The organism is Bradyrhizobium algeriense, from assembly GCF_036924595.1.
GTDB lineage: Bacteria > Pseudomonadota > Alphaproteobacteria > Rhizobiales > Xanthobacteraceae > Bradyrhizobium > Bradyrhizobium algeriense.
Genome location: NZ_JAZHRV010000001.1, coordinates 7,966,326 through 7,986,064, shown reverse-complemented (window position 1 = coordinate 7,986,064; position 19,739 = coordinate 7,966,326). Strand labels below are relative to the sequence as shown.

The 19,739-nt window shown below is 63.4% G+C and carries 21 protein-coding genes and 1 other RNA gene; 9 read left to right on the top strand and 13 right to left on the bottom strand.

Translation table 11 applies throughout. From position 1 onward, the window contains the following. Positions 1-194: 194 nt before the first annotated feature. Together V1286_RS38225 and V1286_RS38220 are read right to left on the bottom strand one after the other, a co-directional pair. On the bottom strand, positions 195-1,292 hold the full coding sequence (locus V1286_RS38225) for a quinone-dependent dihydroorotate dehydrogenase (RefSeq protein ID WP_334489240.1): 1,098 nt from the start codon (positions 1,290-1,292) through the stop codon (positions 195-197). After that, positions 1,289-1,633, bottom strand: a complete 345-nt coding sequence (locus V1286_RS38220) for a DUF952 domain-containing protein (protein WP_334489238.1) — start codon at positions 1,631-1,633, stop codon at positions 1,289-1,291. The genes V1286_RS38225 and V1286_RS38220 overlap by 4 nt, the downstream gene beginning before the upstream one ends. A 295-nt stretch (positions 1,634-1,928) precedes the next feature. Here V1286_RS38220 and V1286_RS38215 point away from each other — a divergent pair, with 295 nt between their 5' ends. Both V1286_RS38215 and V1286_RS38210 read left to right on the top strand, forming a co-directional pair. Next, positions 1,929-2,582, top strand: coding sequence for a S24 family peptidase (locus tag V1286_RS38215; RefSeq protein WP_334489235.1), 654 nt, complete (start codon positions 1,929-1,931; stop codon positions 2,580-2,582). 13 nt (positions 2,583-2,595) lie between these two features. Continuing rightward, on the top strand, positions 2,596-3,099 hold the full coding sequence (locus V1286_RS38210) for a mismatch-specific DNA-glycosylase (RefSeq protein WP_334489232.1): 504 nt from the start codon (positions 2,596-2,598) through the stop codon (positions 3,097-3,099). Between the two features lie 41 nt (positions 3,100-3,140). Here V1286_RS38210 and V1286_RS38205 read toward each other — a convergent pair whose 3' ends face one another. From V1286_RS38205 to V1286_RS38180, 6 genes are all read right to left on the bottom strand, one after another. Beyond that, a complete protein-coding gene (locus tag V1286_RS38205) occupies positions 3,141-3,926 on the bottom strand; it encodes a class II aldolase/adducin family protein (protein WP_334489230.1) in 786 nt (261 codons plus the stop codon). Between the two features lie 293 nt (positions 3,927-4,219). Continuing rightward, positions 4,220-5,860: a lysine--tRNA ligase gene (locus V1286_RS38200; RefSeq protein WP_334489227.1), complete on the bottom strand. Its 1,641-nt coding sequence runs from the start codon at positions 5,858-5,860 to the stop codon at positions 4,220-4,222. A 187-nt stretch (positions 5,861-6,047) separates the two neighbouring features. Further along, positions 6,048-6,962, bottom strand: coding sequence for a transporter substrate-binding domain-containing protein (locus V1286_RS38195; protein ID WP_417021228.1), 915 nt, complete (start codon positions 6,960-6,962; stop codon positions 6,048-6,050). 92 nt (positions 6,963-7,054) lie between these two features. Continuing rightward, positions 7,055-7,645 (bottom strand): SCO family protein, encoded by a 591-nt coding sequence (locus V1286_RS38190; RefSeq protein ID WP_108522175.1) that lies wholly within the window; start codon positions 7,643-7,645, stop codon positions 7,055-7,057. 22 nt (positions 7,646-7,667) lie between these two features. Further along, positions 7,668-7,793: a hypothetical protein gene (locus tag V1286_RS38185; RefSeq protein WP_274542300.1), complete on the bottom strand. Its 126-nt coding sequence runs from the start codon at positions 7,791-7,793 to the stop codon at positions 7,668-7,670. Between the two features lie 227 nt (positions 7,794-8,020). Continuing rightward, positions 8,021-8,494: a hypothetical protein gene (locus V1286_RS38180; protein ID WP_108522173.1), complete on the bottom strand. Its 474-nt coding sequence runs from the start codon at positions 8,492-8,494 to the stop codon at positions 8,021-8,023. Positions 8,495-8,782: 288 nt separating this feature from the next. Between V1286_RS38180 and V1286_RS38175 the strand changes: the two genes are divergently transcribed. Continuing rightward, positions 8,783-10,441 carry an FAD-binding dehydrogenase gene (locus V1286_RS38175; RefSeq protein WP_334489223.1) on the top strand — a complete coding sequence of 553 codons (1,659 nt, stop codon included), beginning with the start codon at positions 8,783-8,785 and terminating at the stop codon, positions 10,439-10,441. Positions 10,442-10,586: 145 nt separating this feature from the next. Next, positions 10,587-10,937, top strand: coding sequence for a RidA family protein (locus V1286_RS38170; RefSeq protein WP_247782935.1), 351 nt, complete (start codon positions 10,587-10,589; stop codon positions 10,935-10,937). Between the two features lie 69 nt (positions 10,938-11,006). Here the strand turns inward: V1286_RS38170 and V1286_RS38165 are convergent, their stop codons facing one another. Continuing rightward, complete coding sequence (locus V1286_RS38165; protein ID WP_334489218.1) at positions 11,007-12,149, bottom strand: alpha/beta fold hydrolase; 1,143 nt, start codon at positions 12,147-12,149, stop codon at positions 11,007-11,009. A 207-nt stretch (positions 12,150-12,356) separates the two neighbouring features. On the opposite strand from V1286_RS38165, the gene V1286_RS38160 reads away from it, so the two are divergent. From V1286_RS38160 to V1286_RS38145, 4 genes are all read left to right on the top strand, one after another. Further along, positions 12,357-12,719 carry a nuclear transport factor 2 family protein gene (locus tag V1286_RS38160; RefSeq protein ID WP_334489215.1) on the top strand — a complete coding sequence of 121 codons (363 nt, stop codon included), beginning with the start codon at positions 12,357-12,359 and terminating at the stop codon, positions 12,717-12,719. 169 nt (positions 12,720-12,888) lie between these two features. After that, positions 12,889-13,575 carry an RNA polymerase sigma factor gene (locus tag V1286_RS38155; RefSeq protein WP_334489214.1) on the top strand — a complete coding sequence of 229 codons (687 nt, stop codon included), beginning with the start codon at positions 12,889-12,891 and terminating at the stop codon, positions 13,573-13,575. Positions 13,576-13,665: 90 nt separating this feature from the next. Beyond that, on the top strand, positions 13,666-14,187 hold the full coding sequence (locus tag V1286_RS38150) for a DUF4142 domain-containing protein (protein WP_334489211.1): 522 nt from the start codon (positions 13,666-13,668) through the stop codon (positions 14,185-14,187). A gap of 10 nt (positions 14,188-14,197) precedes the next feature. Then, complete coding sequence (locus V1286_RS38145) at positions 14,198-14,518, top strand: cupredoxin domain-containing protein (protein ID WP_334489209.1); 321 nt, start codon at positions 14,198-14,200, stop codon at positions 14,516-14,518. Between the two features lie 28 nt (positions 14,519-14,546). On the opposite strand, the gene V1286_RS38140 is transcribed toward V1286_RS38145, so the two are convergent. The 4 genes from V1286_RS38140 to V1286_RS38125 form a co-directional block, all read right to left on the bottom strand. Continuing rightward, entirely contained in the window at positions 14,547-16,622 is a 2,076-nt protein-coding gene (locus tag V1286_RS38140) for a methyl-accepting chemotaxis protein (RefSeq protein WP_334489207.1), read from the bottom strand. Positions 16,623-16,740: 118 nt separating this feature from the next. Then, positions 16,741-17,301, bottom strand: coding sequence for a hypothetical protein (locus tag V1286_RS38135; protein ID WP_334489205.1), 561 nt, complete (start codon positions 17,299-17,301; stop codon positions 16,741-16,743). Between the two features lie 120 nt (positions 17,302-17,421). After that, positions 17,422-17,783, bottom strand: a transfer-messenger RNA (tmRNA) gene (gene ssrA / locus V1286_RS38130). Positions 17,784-17,830: 47 nt separating this feature from the next. Further along, positions 17,831-18,199: a hypothetical protein gene (locus V1286_RS38125; RefSeq protein ID WP_334489202.1), complete on the bottom strand. Its 369-nt coding sequence runs from the start codon at positions 18,197-18,199 to the stop codon at positions 17,831-17,833. A gap of 582 nt (positions 18,200-18,781) precedes the next feature. On the opposite strand from V1286_RS38125, the gene V1286_RS38120 reads away from it, so the two are divergent. After that, the gene (locus V1286_RS38120) at positions 18,782-19,489 is read left to right on the top strand and encodes a DUF1579 family protein (RefSeq protein WP_334489200.1); all 708 of its coding nucleotides are present in this window, start codon (positions 18,782-18,784) and stop codon (positions 19,487-19,489) included. Positions 19,490-19,739: the final 250 nt, after the last annotated feature.

The following is a 19,739-nucleotide window of genomic DNA, read 5'->3' as shown; positions in this document are numbered from 1 at the left end:
ATGGCGGTCTGCTCCCTCGCCCCGCTCTTGCGGGGTCGAGACAAGCGAAGCTTGCTCTTAGAGGGTCGGGGTGAGGGGCTCTCTCCGCGAAGAGCGTTCGCGGATAGAGCCCCTCACCCGGATTGCTTCGCAATCCGACCTCTCCCCGCGAAGAGCGGGGCGAGGTGACTTCAAACGCGCTCACGCGCGAAAAACTACACCACCGGCCAATCCTCGGCCGTGATCGTCGCGGCATCGGCGCCGACGATCTCCGACAGCGAGTCGCGCCCGGTTCGCAGCAATGTCGAGGCGAGATCGTTCTTGATGTCGTCGACCAGGCCGAGGCCCTTGTAAACCAGCGACGAGTAGAGCTGGATCAGGCTGGCGCCGGCGCGGATCTTCGTCAACGCGGCGCCGCCGGTATCGATGCCGCCGACGCCGATCAGCGGAAACGCGCCTTCGGTGCGGACATAGGTCTCGGCCACCATGCGCGTCGATAATCGAAACAGCGGCCGTCCGGATAGTCCGCCCTGCTCTTTCGCGCGGGCCTGTTCGCGCAAGGACGAGGGCCGCGCCAGCGTGGTGTTGGCGACGATCATGCCGTCGACCCGGCGCGAGCGCGCGATGTGCACGACGTCGTCGAGTTCAGTCAAACTCAGATCCGGCGCGATCTTGAGCAGCACCGGCGAATCGCCGGCATTCCTGCGCACCCGCTCCCTGGCATCGATGACCTTGGCAAGCAGGTCGTCGAGCGCCGCGGATTGCTGCAGATTGCGCAGGCCCGGCGTGTTCGGCGAGGAGACGTTGACGGTGAAATAGCTCGCGACCGGCGCAAATGTCTCGATCAGCTTGACGTAGTCGGCGACGCGGTCGGACGAATCCTTGTTGGCCCCGACATTGACGCCGACGATGCCGCCATGGTGGGCGCGCGCCGCAAGCCGGCGCAGCGCGGCCTCGGCGCCGTCATTGTTGAAGCCCATGCGGTTGATCACGGCTTCATCCCGCTCCAGCCGGAACAGCCGCGGCCGCGGATTGCCGCCCTGCGGCCTCGGCGTCACCGTGCCGATTTCGACGAAGCCGAAACCGAGCCGCAACAGCGCGTCGGGCACCTCCGCGCTCTTGTCGAAGCCCGCGGCCATGCCGATCGGATTGGGAAAATTCAGGCCGAAGGCCCGCACCGCCAGCTTGTGGTCGTCGGCCCGCGGCTTGACCGGGGGCAGCAGCCGCAGGCCATGGATCGCCATGCGATGCGCGTCTTCCGGATCGAACCAGCGCAGCAGCGGCAGCGAAAAGGCGTCGAAGGCGCGGATCACGGGAGAAGCTCCGGAATGTCGTGATAGCCGTCGGACCGCGCGCGCATGTCGAGGATGTCGGTCACCGCGCCGAGATCGAGTTCGCCATAGAGATGCGGGAACAGTTCGTCGTTGCGCGAAGGCTCCCAGCGCAAGGCATCGCCGAGCGCATCCGCGTCGACCGCGACCAGGAACAGGCCGGTCTGGCCGAAATAATGCTTTCGCGCCGTCTCGGCGACCTGGGACGCCGTGGAGAAATGAATGAAGCCGTCGCGCAGATCGTCGCTGCTGCCCCGGTAGACGCCCTGCCGTTCGGCCTCGCGCCAGGCCGAGGCGGGAGTGATTTTATAGATCGTGCGCACGGCTTTCCGGGCTTGTCGTTGAGTGGCTTGGGATTTTCCCGGAAATGGCCGGGGTGGCGGCCGACCGTAAAGGCGGCAGGCCGCCAACTCAAGCGCTGCTGCACCAGGTGCTGCGCCTGTTCGGCTCTTATTCGACAGAACCGGGCGCCAATTTCTTGTTTTGAGGCGTTTTCTTCACGCGAACCGGTGTCCACCCGGATCAAGTCCGGTGCAGGCTTTCGCTGGAAACGCCACGCGAGATTTGCGCAAACCGGCCGAATGAGGCAATAATTCCTAGGCGATTCAGGGATTTTCGATGGCGAGACAATCCAAGGCGCAACGGATTCTGACCCATGGCCAGGTCTGGACCGCGCTCGACCGGCTGGCCGAACGCGCCGGGATGTCGCCGTCCGGCCTTGCCAAGCGCAGTGGCCTAGACCCCACGACTTTCAACAAGTCCAAGCGCATCACCGCCGATGGCCGCGAGCGCTGGCCTTCGACCGAATCGGTTTCCAAGGCGCTGGCCGCGACCAATTCGTCGATCGACACCTTTGTGCAGTTGATCGGCGATGGCGCGCGCAGCCTGCAATCGGTGCCGCTGCTGGGGCTGGCGCAAGCCGGCGGCGGCGGCCATTTCGACGAGAGCGGCTTCCCCGCCGGCCGTGGCTGGGACGAGGTGGCGCTGCCACAGGCCTCTGACGAGCACGCCTACGCGCTCGAGATCTCGGGCGATTCGATGAAGCCCGCTTATCGCGACGGCGACATCATCGTGGTGTCGCCGGGAACGCCGATCCGCCGCGGCGACCGCGTCGTGCTCAAGACGTCGGACGGCGAAGTGATGGTCAAGGAATTGAAGCGCCGCACCACCAGGACGCTGGAACTGCAGTCGCTCAACCCGGCCCAGGCCGATCGCACGCTCGACGCCGAAGATGTGGCGTGGATCGCAAGGATCGTGTGGGCGAGCCAGTAGGATTCGTCGCTCCGTGACTGATGTGCTGAGCGACCTGCTGCAACATTCCCTTCGCATCGTGTTGTGCGGAACCGCCGCCGGAACCACATCCGCCGCCGAGCGGGCGTACTACGCGCACCGGCAAAACAAGTTCTGGAAGATTTTGCACGAAACGAGACTCACGCCGGAGCCGCTGCAGCCGCGTCAATTCCGCAACCTGCTGCAATATGGGATCGGCCTGACTGATCTGGTGAAAGCGGGCGCGGGGATGGACCGTGCGACGCTTCCGAAGCTGACGACGGCGGACCGTGCCCGGCTGAGCGATGCCATCGCGACATTCCGTCCGCGATTTCTCGCCTTCACCAGCAAGACGGCTGGACAAAAATTCTTCGACGGCAAGCGAGACTATGGCGAGCAGTTGGAGCTGATTGGCGATACCAGGGTCTGGATATTGCCTTCGACCTCGGGCGCCGCCAACGGAAGCTGGCGGCCGGAAATCTGGCACCGATTTGCGGATAAAGTCAGAGCGGCGAGCTGACTGCCTTCCCTTCTCCCACAAGGGGAGAAGGGAAAAAGAAACTACGTCGCGTAATCCGGCTCCTTGCGGTCCAGCATCCGCTTCAAGGCATCGAAATGCCGCTGGGCCGGAGTCGGTCCCTTGTAGAGATGCTCGTCCTTGTAGTCGCGCTTGGTTTTCTCCACCACGGGCGCCGGAAGCTGCTTCAACCTCTGCCCGGTCCACATCGCGTAGATCTGCACCTGCGCCGCACGCTCGACGTAGTAGAGCATGTCGTAGGCTTCGGCGACGGTGGCGCCGACGGTGGAGATGCCGTGATTGGCCATGAACAGCACGGTCTTGTCGCCGATGACTCTTGCGAGCCGCGCGCCTTCGGCGGGATCGAGCGCCGGGCCGGTATATTCGTCGTCATAGGCGATGGCGCCCGACAGCCCGACCTCGGTCTGGCCGATTTCCTTGATGCGGGGGTCTTCGAGCCGCGTCAGCGCGCTGGCGTGCGGCATGTGGGTGTGAAACACCGCCTTCGCCTGCGGCAGCGCCTTGTGGATCGGCGCGTGGATGCAATAGCAGGAACGCTCCACCTCGCCCTCGCCGCGCTTGACCTCGCCGTCGTCGATGCCGACTTCCATGAAGCAGGAAGCGGTGACCTCGGACCAATGCGTGCCGAACGGGATCTGGTAATAGCGATCGGTGCTATCAGGCACCACGAAGGTCAGATGGTTGAAGATGCCTTCGGAAAAACCCTGGATGAACGCCAGCCGGTGCGCGGCCGCGAGATCGACCCGCGCCTGCCATTGCTCGGTGCTGACATTGTCCTGAAGCGATTTTGGCGAAACCCTGAACTGCATCAGCTTTCTCCCTGATCCGCTGTGATGCCTGCCCCTCGGCGGAGGCTTTGACGGCTGTTATGGGAGGATTGTAGCGCAATCCGGCGCGGGCATGGCTGAAATTGCAGCGGGCCTGCCATCCGACTTTGCGGGCTCTGCCTCGGACCGAGGCGTAGCCCGGATGGAGCGAAGCGCAATCCTGGACCGCTCACGCCGCTTGCACTTTCCCGGATTTCGCTGCGCTCCATCCGGGCTACGAACTGGGTCCCTGCGCCCGTACGCAATTGCGCACTAGGCAGGGACGACGGAGAGAGCTACGCGCTCCGTGCCAGCGCTCCGTCGATCATGTTGACCGCATTCGTCACGCCATACACCGCGACGAACGAGCCGAAGCGTGGGCCCTTCTCCTGGCCGAGCAGCACCTGATAGAGCATGTTGAACCAGTCGAGCGAGACGCCGGGCCGGCCATCCTTGCCCTTCTTCACCGGATCCAGAAACGGCTCGCGGCGGCCGATTTCGTAGACCACGTTCTGGATGTCTTCCGCCGATGATCCCGCCGGCATGTTCGACAGCGCATCGCGCAGGTCCTGCAGCGCGGCGCGCTCGCCCTCGGTCGGCTCGCGGAACTGCTTGGTCGGCGCCACGAAGTCGCGATAGTAGTTGATGGCGTAGCCGACCATCGCATCGAGCTTCGCATGGGTCTGCGGCGTCACGCCGGGACGATAGCGCCCGATGAAACCCCACAGCGTCTCGGCATTCTCCGCATTCGACGACGACACCAGCGTTAGCAACAACTGGAACGTGACCGGCATGTCGGCCTTCGGCGGCTTGCCGGCATGGATGTGCCAGACCGGATTGGCGAGCTGCTGCTTGGCATCCTGCCGCGTGAAGCCGTCGAGGAATTGCTGATAATCGTCGACGTTGCGCGGGATGACGTCGAAATAGAGCCGCTTCGCCGCCTTTGGCTCGCGGTACATGAACAGCGACAGCGATTCCGGCGACGCATAGCGCAGCCATTCGTCGATGGTGAGGCCGTTGCCCTTCGACTTCGAAATCTTCTGGCCCTTTTCGTCGAGGAACAGTTCGAAATTGAACCCCTCCGGCGGCGTGCCGCCGAGCGCCGAACAAATCTTGCCGGAAAGCTTCACCGAGTCGATCAGGTCCTTGCCTGCCATTTCATAGTCGACGCCGAGCGCGAACCAGCGCATCGCCCAATCCGGCTTCCACTGCAGCTTGCAGTGGCCGCCGGTGACGGGAACGGTGACGCTCTCCCTGGTCTCGGGATCTTCATAGGAGATCGTACCGGCCTTGGCGTCATGCGCGGTCACCGGCACGTAGAGCACGAGGCCCGTGCGCGGGCAGATCGGCAAGAACGGCGAATAGCTCGCCGCGCGCTCCTCGCGCAATGACGGCAGCATGATCGCCATCACCTTCTCGATCCGCTCCAGCATGCGCAGCAGCGCGGCGTCGAACTTGCCCGAGGTGTAGTAGTCGGTCGCGCTTGCGAATTCGTAGTCGAATCCGAACTGATCCAGGAAGGCGCGCAGCCGCGCGTTGTTGTGCTGGCCGAAGCTTGGATGGGTGCCGAAGGGATCGGGCACCTTGGTCAGCGGCTTGCCGAGATTGGCTTCCAGCAGCTCCTTGTTCGGCACATTGTCCGGCACCTTGCGCAGGCCGTCCATGTCGTCGGAAAACGCCAGAAGCCGCGTCTTGATCTTGTCCTCGGTCAGCACGCGGAAGGCATGGCGCACCATGCTGGTGCGCGCGACCTCGCCAAACGTGCCGATATGCGGCAGGCCCGATGGACCGTAACCGGTCTCGAACAGCACCTCGTCCTTCGGGTTTTTCTTCAGCCGCGCGACAATCGCTTTGGCCTGCTCGAACGGCCAGGCGTTGGATTGTTCGGCGAGCGCGCGCAAATCGCTCGGGCTAAAGGCATGGTCTATCGTGGACATTTTGTAAGGGCTCTCTCCGGAAGCCGCGGAAACTAGCGCTTCCGCGCAAAAATGCAAAATGACGGCCGAAACTCCGTAGGGTGGGCAAAGGCGCACTTGCGCCGTGCCCACCCTCTCTCGCCGGTCTGCGTCTCCGATGGTGGGCACGCTTCGCTTTGCCCACCCTACGAAGCTACGAAGCAAACTCCTAAAACGGACTGATCGAAAAATACCGCAGCCACAAATCAGTGAAGCGGCCTTTTTCCCAGATCCGGAACAGCGCCCAGTTCAGCGACGTCCGCAGCAGATCGTTGCCCTTGCGAACGGCGATGCCGATGCCCTCGCCGAAATAGCGGCTCTCGACAAAGGGCCCGCCCGAGAACGCGCAGCATTCGCCCGAATCGGTGCCGTTGATCCAGAACGCCAGCGAGATCGCGTCGCCGAAGATGAAATCGACCTCGCTCCGCCGCAAGGCGAGCCGCAACGCGTCGTCATTGGGATAGGATTTGAGCTCGGCGTCGGTGAACATCGCCTTCAGATAGGCCTCGTGCGAAGTGCCGGCGATGACGCCGACCTTCTTGCCTTCGAGATATTCAGGGCGGATCTCCGGCATGACAGCGTCGCGCCGCGACACGAAGCGCGCCGGCGCGCGGTAATAGGGATCGGTGAAATCGAGCCTGGCGCGCAAGGCCGGCGTCACCGCCATGGAGGCGATGATGGCGTCGCCGCGGTTGCTGGTAATGGCGTCGACCAGCGTCTCGAACCGGCGCATCTGGACGGTGCAGGAAATCTTGATCTCGTCGCACAGCGCGCGCGCCAGATCGACATTGAAGCCGGCGGGATTGCCGTCGGCACCGGTGAAGTTGAACGGCGGGTAATCGGTCTCGGTCAGGAACCGGATCACGGTGAGGCGCGACATGTCCGGCCGATCCGGACGGCGCCGCGGGTCCCAGAAACCAGGCACCGCCTGCGGTGCCGCCTCGACCGCCGGGCGGGGTTGGGTCTGCGCCTGCGCAGCACCGCCAACAGCCATCAAGGCGAACGCAATCGATAGCCCGGCCAGCCAGGCGCGGACGCTTCGACGCAGTCTTGCATTGGTTAACGGTGCGTTAAGATATGGCATCTTCGGCAATGCTTGCGGAATTCACGGCCTTATAGACCATCCGACCCATGATGCGAGGGCCGTTTTTGGAGCTTTTGGCCAGCCCTGCCGGCTTAGAGATAGCGCTTCAAATCCTTGGCCGCTTCTGCTGGCGTCCGTTTCAGGTTGAAGGGCGCTACGAAATGGCCGTCGCGGTCCATCAGATAGACCAGCGCGGTATGGTCCATGGTGTAGTCGCCGTCCTTGAGCGGGACTTTTCTGGCATAGACCCGATAGGCTGAAATCACCTTGGCTACCGCCGCAGGCTCCCCGGTCAGCCCCTTCAAATGCGGATCGAAGCTGGAGAGATAGTCCTTCATCGCGGCCGCCGTGTCGCGCTCGGGATCAACGGAAACGAACCAGGCGTTGACCTTGTCGGCGTCCGTGCCCATTGCCTTCAAGACCTCGGAAATCTCGAACAGCGAGGTCGGGCAAACATCCGGGCAATGGGTAAAGCCGAAGAAGATCAGCGTCGGCTTGCCCTTCAAATTCTGCTCGGTGACGGCCTGGCCGGCCTGGTCGGTCAGTTGAAACGGACCGCCGATCGCAGCCGGCGCGGTCACGGTGCGCAAGCCGCCCATCGCCCACAGCATGATCACCAGCCCGACCACGAGGCTCGTGGCAAAGGCAGCGATAATCACCAGCGGGCGGATCGTCCGGTCCATCGTGGATTTCCTTTTCGCCGTATCAGAAGCAGGCCGAGATGCCGGCGGCGATCATCTCGAAAAACACCGCGGTGCCGTAATGGAACCACAATGCCGCCGCGCCGAGCACGGCCAGCGCGCCGAGGGCGGCTGCGCTCCAAACGATCATGGACGCCACCCTGCCCTGACGCGAGGTCGCGGTCATCATTCCGGCTTGGGTGGAGATCGGTTGAGCCATGCGTTTCAGATAGGGCTAGTTCCCGGGGCAGGCAAGCGGAATGGCCGCGCCGGACATCACGTCATGCGGAGGGGCAGACTGGGCGAGAGGTGCACGAAAAGTAAATGGCCGGAAGACCCGGCCACGACGTCACCTTTCGGCGAAACGGCCGCCCTGGTTCAGCGCGATGATGCCGGCTTGTTGGTGGAGGCTTGCGCGTCGAGGTAGCAGGGCTTGTACATCGACTGCAGCTGCTTGCCGCGCAGGAAGAGCATGCGCTGGGTCAGGCCGCCACGCGCCGCAATCCACTTCCGGACCGCTGGCGGATACATCGAATACAGCATGTGGGTGGCTTCGGCGTTGGTGACGGCGCGGCCGTTGGCGCCGAAATCCCAGGCGGCATGAAAGCCGAGATTGGCGTGTGACGTCACACAGATACGGTCATGGGGAACCGCGCCGAGCACGATGGTGCAGGCCGAGGCGCAGAGCCCATCGATGATGACGGTTTCGCCCGAGGTGCGCAGGCCCTGGTACTTGTCGACATAGGTGCCGATCCGGCCGCCGCGGTCGTCGGCAATCCGCACCACCGCATGGCTCGCCCCTACCCCCGCCAGCAGCAGCACCGCTGCAAGCAACCCCGTCACCAGCTTCATATCCCAGCCCCAGTCGAAGAAATGTCGAAACCGAATCTGATTGTCTTAGTGATGCAAGACAGGATGTAGCGTCGTTTGAGATCGTGATTTTGTCTAGGCAGACACAGCCCGTCAAAACAAATTCAAATTAAGTGTTGCCGGGCCGCTGCACCCTCCGCGCGAAAAGGTCCCATACTGGAACAAACGACTCTCGCCGAGGGTGGCGACGCAGCCACAGGCAAGACGCTTTGCCGTTGACCGCGCGCGAGGACGCGGGCTTGAATCATAAATGGCACGGGGGAGGAAACGATGACTGAGGTCACAGACGTAATTGTGGTCGGCGGCGGACTGGCGGGGCTGGTCGCGGCGACCGAAATCGCAGACGCCGGCAAGCGCGTCATCGTCGTCGATCAGGAAGGCGAACAAAGCCTTGGCGGACAAGCCTTTTGGTCGTTCGGCGGACTCTTCCTGGTGGACTCTCCCGAGCAGCGCCGGCTCGGCATTAAGGATTCCTACGAGCTCGCACTGCAAGACTGGATGGGGACCGCGGGCTTCGACCGCGACGACGACCATTGGCCCAAGCAATGGGCGGAAGCCTATGTCGCGTTCGCGGCTGGCGAGAAGCGCAACTGGCTGCGCGCGATGGGCCACCGTATTTTTCCGGTGGTCGGCTGGGCCGAGCGCGGCGGCTATGACGCGATGGGCCACGGCAATTCGGTGCCGCGCTTTCACGTCACCTGGGGCACCGGCCCGGGCATTGTCGAGCCGTTCGTACGCCGCGCACGCGAAGCGCAAACAAAAGGCCGGTTAACGTTCAGGTTTCGCCACCGCGTCGACACACTCGTGATGGCGAACGGCGCGGTCGAGGGCATCAGTGGTTCGGTGCTCGAACCTGACAGCGTCGAGCGCGGCAAGAGCTCCTCGCGCAAGGTCGTGGGCGATTTCAGCTTGCGCGCGCAGGCCGTGATCGTCGCTTCCGGCGGCATCGGCGGCAATCACGACATGGTCCGGCAGAACTGGCCGAAGCGCCTGGGCGAGCCGCCGAAATTCATGATCTCCGGCGTGCCCGAACATGTCGACGGCCGCATGATCGGCATCACCGAGGCCGCCGGCGCGCGGCTGATCAACCGCGACCGGATGTGGCATTACGTCGAGGGTATCCGAAACTGGAATCCGATCTGGCCGCGCCACGGCATCCGCATCCTGCCCGGCCCGTCGTCGATGTGGTTCGACGCCACGGGCAAGCGGCTGCCCGCGCCGCTGTTCCCCGGCTCCGACACCCTCGGCCAGCTGCACTACATCATGTCGACCGGATACGATTATTCCTGGTTCATCCTGACCCAGAGCATCATCAAGAAAGAGTTTGCGCTCTCCGGCTCCGAGCAGAATCCGGACCTCACCGGCAAGAGCTGGCGCATGACCATCAAGCGCGCCACCAACAAGGGCGCACCAGCGCCGGTGGAAGCGTTCAAGAAGAACGGCGCGGATTTCATCGTGCGCGACAATCTCGCCGACCTCGTCAGCGCGATGAATGCGCTTTCAGGCGACGGCCTGCTCCAGCACGACCACATCAAGGCGCAGATCGAGGCGCGGGACCGCGAGATCACCAACCCCTACGTCAAGGACGCGCAGGTGATGAACCTGCACAATGCGCGCCGTTACATCGGCGACAAACTGATCCGCACGGCGAAGCCGCATCGTATTCTCGATCCCGCACACGGCCCGCTGATCGCGGTCAAGCTCAACATCCTGACGCGCAAGACGCTGGGCGGCTTCGAGACCGATCTGGACTCGCGCGTGTTCGGCACGAGCGGCGAGATCATCCGGGGACTTTATGCCGCAGGCGAAGCCGCCGGCTTCGGCGGCGGCGGCGTGCACGGCTACCGTTCGCTGGAAGGCACTTTCCTGGGAGGATGCCTGTTCTCAGGGCGAAATGCGGGACGCGCGGCGGCAAAGGCGGCGGGGTGAAACGCCTCCCCGTCAAGGCCTGGCATAGCCGCCTGAAGGACGGCGTCGCTTCCGCTCGCCTGTGCCGAGGTTCGATGCAAATAACGCAGTAGTCCTCGAGGCGTGAGCGCGCTAAGAAGCCGCCGCCCCTTATCAGGAGAAAAACATGACCATCCAGCGCTTCGAAACCGGACCTCGCATGAGCCAGGTCGTCGTCCACGGCAACACCGTCTATCTCGCGGGCGTCGTCGCCGGCAAGGCGGCCGGCAAGAGCGTGACCGAGCAGACGCAAGACATCCTCGCGATCATCGACGGCCATCTCGCCAAGGCCGGCACCGACAAGTCGAAGCTCTTGTCCGCCACGATCTACATCACCGACATGAAGACGTTTCCCGAAATGAACGCGGCGTGGGACGGCTGGGTATCGGCCGGCAACACGCCGGCGCGCGCCACCGTCGAGGCCAAGCTCGCCGCGCCGCAGTACAATGTCGAGATCATGGTGGTCGCGGCGAAGTAAGGCCTACCGTAGCAAGGCATCTAGCTGCCCCGGATTGCAGACGCAATCCGGGGCATTTTCATTTGCATCTCACGCGCGGATTTTTGCGCCGGCAACATCGCTGATGTCGGCCTGAAGCCAGCGGGCGATCCGGCGCCAGGAATGGCTCAAGACCTTGCGTCCCATGAAAAGGCTGAGGTGACCGCACGGCTCGCAGGCCCGTTCCAGCCACGCCGACCGCGTGCCCAACAGCGGCACCGTGGCGAACGCCTGATCGCGCGGAACGACGATGTCGTCCGCTCCCGCCAGCAGGAAGACCGGCACGCGTACTTCAGTGAGATCGATCCTGCGGCCGAGCGCGACGAAGCGGCCTTTAGCGATCAGGTTTTGCCGGAAAACCTGCTCGGCCACCTCGAGATAATAGGTCCCCGGCAGGTCCAGCGTCGCGCGATCCCAGCGTTCGAAACGATCCAGCAGCATCTGCGCCTCATCCGATCCATCGCCGAGATTCTTTTGCAGCACGGCTTCCACGTCATGCTGGCTGAACGGAATGTTCCAGAGCTTAAGCATGTGCTCGCCGCTGACGAGGCCATCGCCCTGCTGCACCATCTGCTCGAAGGCCTGATGCGGAAGTGCGGCCACCATCTTCGAGAGTTCTGACGGCGTGGAGATATCGACAGGCGCGCCGGCAAGCACGAGCCGCCGCACCTTGCCGGGAAAACGCGCGGCATAGACCAGCGACAGCCATCCGCCCTGGCACAGGCCGACCAGATCGACCGGCGCGCCAATCTCGTCGATCGCCACATTGAGCTCGGCAAGATAATTGTCGATCGACATCTGGCGCATGTCGGCCGTGGCCGAGCACCAGTCAGAGACATAGACGCGGTCGATGCCGCCCTTGTGCAGCGCCTCGACCAAACTGTGGCCCGGCGCAAAGTCCGCGACCAGCGCGCTATGCAGCGCATAGGGCGCGCAGACGAGAACCGGCTGTTGCTCCGCCTTCCCTTGCAAGAATTGCCGTAAGCGCATCGATGGAAGTTGCAGGGTCACCGTATTTGGCGTGGTCCAGGCGAGCGGCGCTTGCTCGGGCGCACGGGAAGGCGCGGGCTTGGGATCGGCGAACCATTGCGCGTAGCTGTCGAACGCCAGCTTCGTGGCTTGCAGCGGCCACAGCCATACCTGTTGCGCCCAGTCGGCGCCCGCATGCTGCTCCGGCTTTGTCTTCTCTGTCACGCCCAGCTTTGCTCCTGATCAGGAACCAACGAGGTCGAGATCGTGCTTTTACGCCAAATCCGGCGCGGGCCCTAGCCCGATTGATCATCACCTCGAATCCCCAGACCTCCGAGGTCAAACCCTTGACCTCGGAGGTAATCGATTAGCGCGGGCGAATTTCCAATAGTCGGTCAGCCGGCCCATTCGGCACATGCGAAGGAGAGCACGATGACCGACATCAGCAAGATTGCCCGCAACTACATCGATCTGTGGAACGAGCGAACGCCCGGCCGCCGCCGCGAAATGCTGGCTGCGAACTGGACCAGCGACGCCCGATATGTTGACCCCCTAATGTCGGGCGACGGCCATGACGACGTGGACGCGCTGATATCGGGCGTGCAGCAGCGGTTTCCGGATTTCAGGTTCAGGCTGATCGGCGAGCCCAATGGCTTTGGCGATCATGTCCGCTTTTCCTGGGGACTGGGACCCGATGGCGGCGACAGCCCGATCAAGGGAACCGATTTCGCAGTGCTCCGCGATGGACGCATCCGCAGCATCATCGGGTTCCTCGATCAGGTGCCGGCGGCTTGACGGACATGTAGGGTGGGCAAAGCGAAGCGTGCCCACCATCCATTTCGCGAATGAGAGATGGTGGGCACGGCGCAGACGCGCCTTTGCCCACTCTACGGCTCCGAAATATTCCAGGAACCTTTTTATCCTCCCCGCATCCAATCCCAATACCCTGTTATTGGTGGACATCATGCGTCAGGTCCCTGTCCCGAATATCGCGCCGCTCGACACCGGCGACATCGAGCTGGTGCGGCGTGCGCTGGCCCGCGAGGAGGCGGCGGTGCGCGCGATCATGCAGGCGAACAACCGCCGGCTCTACCGGCTCGCCCGCGGCATCCTGCGCAACGATGGCGAGGCCGAGGATGTGGTGCAGGAAGCCTACGTCCGCGCCTTCACACATCTGGAAAGCTTTCGCGGCGATTCCAGCCTGTCGACCTGGCTGTCGCGGATCGCCATGAATGAGGCGCTCGGCCGGCTGCGCCGCCAGCGGCCCGCCGTCGAGATCGATTCATTGCCGCAGGGCGCGCTTGAAGCCCAGATCATTCCGTTTCCTCTTGCCGCCGCCAACGATCCGGAAAAATCAATGGCCCAGCGTGAAATCCAAGCCGTCGTCGAACATGCCATCGATGAATTGCCGGAAGCGTTCCGTCTCGTCTTCATCACCCGCGTGATCGAGGGCATGAATGTGGAAGAGACTGCCGAGATCCTCTCGCTCAAGCCCGAGACCGTGAAGAGCCGGCTGCACCGCGCCCGCACGATGCTGCGCGACATCGTCGAGAAGAAAATTGGTCCCGTGGTGATGGAAGCGTTCCCATTTGCCGGCAAGCGCTGCGAGCGGCTGACGGACACGGTGCTGAAGCGACTAGGATACGGTTAATTTTTCCGGGAACCTCTGCACTCCACGACCATCCAACTCCTGTGCATCAACAACGCGCGGCCTCAGCGCCGCGCCACAGGAGTGTCAGACATGTTCGTTCGATTGAGCGCGGCGATCGCCGCATTGAGCATCCTAAGCAGCGCTGCGCTGGCGCAAGGCGCAAAGCCCACCGATCCCCAGATCGCGCATATCGCCTACACCGCAGGGGTCATCGACATCGCTGCCGCCAAGCAGGCGATCGAAAAGGCCGGCAACAAGGACGTCAAGGCGTTCGCGCAGGACATGGTGCGCGACCATGAGGCCGTGAACAAGCAGGCGCTCGACCTCGTCAAGAAGCTGAACGTGACGCCGGAGGACAACGACACCAGCAAGGCGCTGTCGAAGCAGGCCACCGAGAAGCTTAATGAACTCGCCAGGCTGAAGGGCGCCGAATACGACAAGGCCTATGTCGCCAACGAGGTCGCCTACCACAAGGCCGTCAACGGCGCGCTGGAGACGCAGCTGATTCCGTCGGCCAGCAATGCCGAGTTGAAAAGCCTGCTGCAGACCGGCCTGAAGATTTTTCAGGGCCACCAGCAGCACGCCGAACAGGTCGCCGCCAAGCTGAAGTAGGGAGCCCGCCATGCGTCCGGGACGCTGTCTACTTGCCATGGCCGCCCTGCTGTTCGGCGCCATGGCCGTCCCGGCGCAGGCGGCGACGATCCAGATTACGACGACCGACCTGGTGTTCGCGCCGGCCGAAGTTTCGGCCAAGGTTGGCGATACCATCGAATGGATCAACACGGACGTGTTCGTCCACACCGCGACCGCCCGCAATGGCGACTTCGACGTCAACATACCGCCGAAGAGGACCGTGACGTCAGTGCTGAAGAAGGCCGGCGTCGTCGAGTATTACTGCCGGTACCATCCGAACATGAAGGCGGTGCTGACGATCGCGCCCTAACAGCGTCCGCTTTTGCGATGGGGGCGGCTCAGGCCGCCCGCACCGAGCTGAGGAACTTGCCGACCTCGCGCTTGAGCCGGTCGCTTTCGCCGGACAATGACTTTGCCGCGCCAAGCACCTGGGCCGAGGCGGACCCGGTCTCGCTGGCGCCACGCTGCACGTCGGCGATGTTGGAGGAAACCTGCTGCGTGCCGTGCGCGGCCTGCTGCACGTTGCGGGAAATTTCCTGGGTCGCCGCGCCCTGCTCCTCGACGGCGGCCGCGATGGTGGAGGCGATCTCCGACATCCGTCCGATGGTATCGCCGATCTCCTTGATGGCGCCGACCGATTCCTGCGTCGCGGCCTGGATGCCCGATATCTGCTGGCTGATCTCGCCCGTTGCTTTGGCCGTCTGTTCGGCCAGCGCCTTCACCTCGGACGCGACCACCGCAAAGCCGCGCCCGGCTTCGCCGGCCCGCGCCGCCTCGATGGTGGCGTTGAGCGCCAGCAGGTTGGTTTGGCCCGCAATGGTGTTGATCAGCTCCACCACGTCGCCGATCCGGGCGGCCGCCTTGGCGAGTTCGGCGACGCGGTCGTTGGTCTTCTGCGCCTGCTCCACCGCTTCACCGGCGATCCGCGCCGAGCCCTGGACCTGCCGGCTGATCTCGTTGACTGACGACGCCATCTCTTCGGTGGCGGATGCGACCGACTGCACATTGGTGGAGGCTTCCTCGGATGCCGCCGCAACCATGGTGGCAAGCTCCTCCGAACGCTCCGCGGTCGCCGTCAGCGTGCCGGCGGAGGCTTCCAACTCGGTCGAGGCCTGTGACACGACCTCGACAATCTGGCCGATCATCGCTTCGAAATCGCCAGTGATCCGGTCGACGCGCTGGCCGCGCCTGATCTTTGCGTCGGCCTCCACCGCGGCCGCCTCGTCGGCAGCCTTCTTGGCGATCAGGGCGTCCTTGAAAACCTGCAGCGAGCCGGCCATCGCGCCGATTTCATCAGCACGCTCGACGGTCGGGATCGTGACGTCGTGCCGGCCAGCGGCGAGATCGCCGACCGCGCCGGTCAAGGTCGCCAGCGGCGTGATCACGCGCCGGCGCAGCATCACGGTGACGCCGGCGAGCACGCCGAGCAGCGCCATAACGGCAAGGCCGGCCAGCGCCAGCATCGTCAAGGCCGCGTCGCGCGCGGCGCCCACACGTTCTCCCGCTTCCGCCAACGCGGCATCGCGCACGGCGAAGAAGGCCTGCACCGCCGGCACGATCGTGCTGGCGAGTTGATCGGAGCCGATGGTGTATTTGCCATCGTTGCGTCCGGCCGCCAATTCCTTTTCAAGCCATGGCGCGGCCTTTCCGAAATAGGCCTCGATCGCGTCGTTCATCGCTTTCGCAAGACGCGGCGGGCTGCCGATCTGATCCACGCCGGCCTCGATCCGTTCGCGGTCGAGATCGACGCGGCCCTGGGCGCGGTCCATGCTGGAAATTTCAGCCGCCGTCAGCGCACGGCGGGTGCTGATCGCAAGCGACACCGTAGCAGCCCGGCCGCCGGCCGAGATCCGCAGATCCTGCGACGTGCGGGCGACATTTAGCAGCGCCGTCAACGACGCGTCCGCCATCGCGACCTGATTTTCAAGGCGGTTCAACAGCGGTTCGAGAATCCCGACAACCCCGGCAATGCCCGGAAGGAAGCCCTTGATCGCGGCCTGATCGCGCGCGCTCATTGGCAAGGCCATCGCGCGATCGCTCGCTGCGCGAACCTCGGCCAGTTTGACCGCCGCCTGATTGAGGCCCTGGACGAGCGCCGCGCCATCGCTGAGCGCGCCGACGGCGGTTCGCGCCTTTGCGAACGCGGCATCTGCGGTCTGCACGGCCTTCGCCGCCACATCGAGCTGGGCCTGCGTCGCGGCGCCTTCCTGAAACAACGGACCGACATAGGGCGCGCGGTAGGCGGCAACCTGCTGGCCAACCGCAAGCACCGTGCCATAGGCCTCTACCGCCTGGATCGCTTCGGTCTTGCTGGCAAAGGTACGATATTGCGGGACGAGAACCCCGGCGCCAAGGATGACCGCCAGGACCGTCACCGAGAGCATCGATACCGCAAAGAGTCGACCGATCCGCATGTTGTGATTCCGCTGCATGAGGGAGCGGTCAACGTAGGCGGATCTGCGCTAAGGCAGCCTTAATGCAGGCTTTAATGCAGGGCGGTAGAACTACGGGGCTGCACGTGGCTCGGGGCCGTCACGACCGCAGCACCATCACCAGCCGCAGCGCGACCGCCGCCTGCCAGACCGGATAGAGCAACGAGGTCCGGTCGAGGCCGAGCGCATTGTCGAGCGCCAGCAGCGTACCGGCGAGCGTCCCCGTGATCAGCATCGGCCACCATGCGGCGGCATTGCGCGGCCCCGCCGGCAGCAGCGCGATTCCGAGCGCCATCAATGCCGTGCCGACGAGGCCGCCGGTCAATCCGGCGAGCAGATAGCGCATGACCGTGGCCGCGCCCGCGGTCTGTCCCTCGATAAAGATCGCCGCGTTCACCGCGCAGACAAAAGCGATCATGGTGATGATCGCGGCAAGCCCCGCCGCCCAAAGCGGATTGGCGCTGAAGCGCCGCACCAGAATGAAGACCAGCACGGCGAACGGCACCGCGATCAGCGAAATGCGAAGCTGGCCGGGCAAGCCAACGATCTGATCGATCAGCGTTGGCAACAGCGGCGTAAGGATGCCGGAGATGACGCCGCCGGTGGCGACCATCAGCAGATTGTTGCGGGAGGTGTCGGCGGAAGTGATCGCCTGGGTCAACGCGCACTCCTCTTTTGCGACACGCCTCATGCCTAACACGGCAGCGACGGAAATTGAAGACAACGCGCGAGGAGCGGGCCGGGCCGCAAATAAAAGCCGCGCCAACCCGAAGGCTGACGCGGCGATGGCCGTTCTGTTGCCAGGTGGACCAACCCCGAACAGGTTACGCCGCGAGGCGCACTTCGTTCAATGCAACGTTATCGTTTGCATTTAGGTTTTTGACCCGATAACGGCGGTATCATGCCGAGCACAATTCAGAGCTTCTTTGCGACCATCGATCCTGGTTCGCCCCCGCCCTAGCAGCCCTGGGATTCGGCCTTTCGGCAGAATCGATCTCACCGAGATGAGACCTTTAAGCTCAAGCTGCTAAGGTGGAGGCGCCGGGTACTGCCCCCGGGTCTGCCCGCAGTCCACTCTAAGGTTCAGCGCCATCGTCTTGCGACGAAGCGACCCTACGCGCGATCGAAAGCGAAAGATAGGCTTCCGTTGCCCGTAGTCGACGAGTCGAGCTGGCGACAGGCCTAAAGCATCACAATCCACCCTTCGGCAAGAAGAAGCAGAGCTCGTCGCCGGTCCTCCTGTTTATGAACAGCACGGGCAAATGATCTGGCGTGTCTTCAGACTTGATGATGTCGGGTGGGATGACTTTCCATTGGCCGTCTTTGAGGTATTGCCACTGGTCCGAATGGTCGTCTGCGACGCGAAAGCGTGTTTTGAATACATCGCCGTTGTCGCAACACGATTTCCAGGGAACACCGAGCCGGCGTTGGGCGGCAGGGTTCATTTCCTGTCTGTTGAACCACTCGTGGTGCGGCATCGACGCATCGTGAGCGTCAGCACGAAAGGACGCCAGAAGGAGAATACCGAACATCGTTAGTACGCGACCGAAAGCTTTCATGGCAGCCTCCATTGTGGACTGTCATCAATTCGCGAATCACACGAACTCCCGGCAATTAAGGAGGCCAGATTCCAAAAAAGAATGGGAGCCCATTTTCTGAGCGGCCAGCTTTTTCAGACAAGACTGTTGCTTTCCTGTTCGCGCGGAACGAAGTCGGAGGTCCTGCCACTGCAGCGAAGAAGCTTTCGGCGTTCTTCGTCAGCGCATCGATTTACCGTCGAGCGAGCTCTCAACCGTAGAAACACGGGGGGCTGAAATGCGGACTGCACTCATCGTCGCAATCACGCTTACATTGCGATTGGTGCACAGGCGCAAACGAGGGCCGACCGGTCCCCATCGGGCGGATCCGTGCAGGCCGCCGGCAAAGTGCGCGTTGAAACGCAGGCACAGTGTGAGGCGCGGCAACAGCAGTTACGCGACCCCGTCTTCGGCATCCGCATTCAGGCGGGTGATGCGGCGCGGTTCTGCAACAGACAACGGTCGAGGCGATGAAACCGATGCAGGGATAGGGATGCACCATGGAGTGGAGCGGGCGAAGGAAATCGAACCCTCGTATGCAGCTTGGGAACCTGCCGTTCTACCATGGAACCACGCGCGCACGCCTGTCGTCGCCGCACCAAAAGGATCGTGCGCCATGGGAACGTCATTGTCGACGGCGACTTATTCCGCATGCGGAACGCTCTGATCTTGCTGGTAACGGTTGTGCTCGCGGTCGCAGCGATGCTCAGTGGTGCGGATAGGGCGGCGGCGGAGCAGAATGCGCCGTCTGCAATCGCTCGGGTGATGGTGCCTGGTCCGGAGTATGACCTGATCCGCGCACTGGAAGGCGACTGGAGTGTGCAGCAGCGAGTATGGCCTGGGCCGGGGGCAGAGCCTATTGCCTTGACTCCCATGGTTGCGGAGCGACGGCTGATCGGCGAGGCCTTTCTTCAGGAGATCATGAAACCGGCGCCAGGCAGCGAGCAGGAGCCATTCGCCCGCCATGCCTACCTGTCATTCAACAATGTCGATCGGCGCTATGAGTATGTGAGTCTCGATACGCGCTATCCCAGGACGATGTATGAAACGAGCTTCGACGCCGAGCGCGCGCATCGCGACCGCATCATTGAGGTATTCATCGAAGCGTTTACCCACCCTGGTTGGGGAACGGAGTTCGTCGGACAGGCCATGAAACAACGGCGCGAGATCATCGTCGAGGGCGATCGTCGCAACGTCGTACGTCAATTCTGGACGCCGCCAGGCGGCAGCGAGTTCCTCGCCATCGAGTATGTTTATGTCAAGCGGCAGTGAGCGCACAGCCGTGACCCTAGCCGGCCGTTCCGTCGATCCCGGACCACGGCCCACGCCGTCGCGAAACCAGCTGCCCCACGCGGCGAACAGTATTGGAGCGGGCGAAGGGAATCGAACCCTCGTATGCAGCTTGGGAAAACGAATCTACTCCACCCAACCGAATGATTCACGATCTGTTAACCTATTGATTTTGCAAGAATTCCTGTCAGAATAGGACTTCCTGAAAGGCTCGATTGCGGCAGGGTCTTTT

Bases quoted from the DNA above. Each gene is read 5' to 3' on its own strand.
- V1286_RS38215 (WP_334489235.1), top strand. From the start codon at position 1,929: ATGGCGAGACAATCCAAGGCGCAACGGATTCTGACCCATGGCCAGGTC.
- V1286_RS38205 (WP_334489230.1), bottom strand. From the start codon at position 3,926: ATGCAGTTCAGGGTTTCGCCAAAATCGCTTCAGGACAATGTCAGCACC.
- V1286_RS38200 (WP_334489227.1), bottom strand. From the start codon at position 5,860: ATGTCCACGATAGACCATGCCTTTAGCCCGAGCGATTTGCGCGCGCTC.
- V1286_RS38195 (WP_417021228.1), bottom strand. From the start codon at position 6,962: ATGCCATATCTTAACGCACCGTTAACCAATGCAAGACTGCGTCGAAGC.
- V1286_RS38190 (WP_108522175.1), bottom strand. From the start codon at position 7,645: ATGGACCGGACGATCCGCCCGCTGGTGATTATCGCTGCCTTTGCCACG.
- V1286_RS38185 (WP_274542300.1), bottom strand. From the start codon at position 7,793: ATGATCGTTTGGAGCGCAGCCGCCCTCGGCGCGCTGGCCGTGCTCGGC.
- V1286_RS38180 (WP_108522173.1), bottom strand. From the start codon at position 8,494: ATGAAGCTGGTGACGGGGTTGCTTGCAGCGGTGCTGCTGCTGGCGGGG.
- V1286_RS38175 (WP_334489223.1), top strand. From the start codon at position 8,783: ATGACTGAGGTCACAGACGTAATTGTGGTCGGCGGCGGACTGGCGGGG.
- V1286_RS38170 (WP_247782935.1), top strand. From the start codon at position 10,587: ATGACCATCCAGCGCTTCGAAACCGGACCTCGCATGAGCCAGGTCGTC.
- V1286_RS38160 (WP_334489215.1), top strand. From the start codon at position 12,357: ATGACCGACATCAGCAAGATTGCCCGCAACTACATCGATCTGTGGAAC.
- V1286_RS38155 (WP_334489214.1), top strand. From the start codon at position 12,889: ATGCGTCAGGTCCCTGTCCCGAATATCGCGCCGCTCGACACCGGCGAC.
- V1286_RS38150 (WP_334489211.1), top strand. From the start codon at position 13,666: ATGTTCGTTCGATTGAGCGCGGCGATCGCCGCATTGAGCATCCTAAGC.
- V1286_RS38145 (WP_334489209.1), top strand. From the start codon at position 14,198: ATGCGTCCGGGACGCTGTCTACTTGCCATGGCCGCCCTGCTGTTCGGC.
- V1286_RS38140 (WP_334489207.1), bottom strand. From the start codon at position 16,622: ATGCGGATCGGTCGACTCTTTGCGGTATCGATGCTCTCGGTGACGGTC.
- V1286_RS38125 (WP_334489202.1), bottom strand. From the start codon at position 18,199: ATGAAAGCTTTCGGTCGCGTACTAACGATGTTCGGTATTCTCCTTCTG.
- V1286_RS38120 (WP_334489200.1), top strand. From the start codon at position 18,782: ATGGAACCACGCGCGCACGCCTGTCGTCGCCGCACCAAAAGGATCGTG.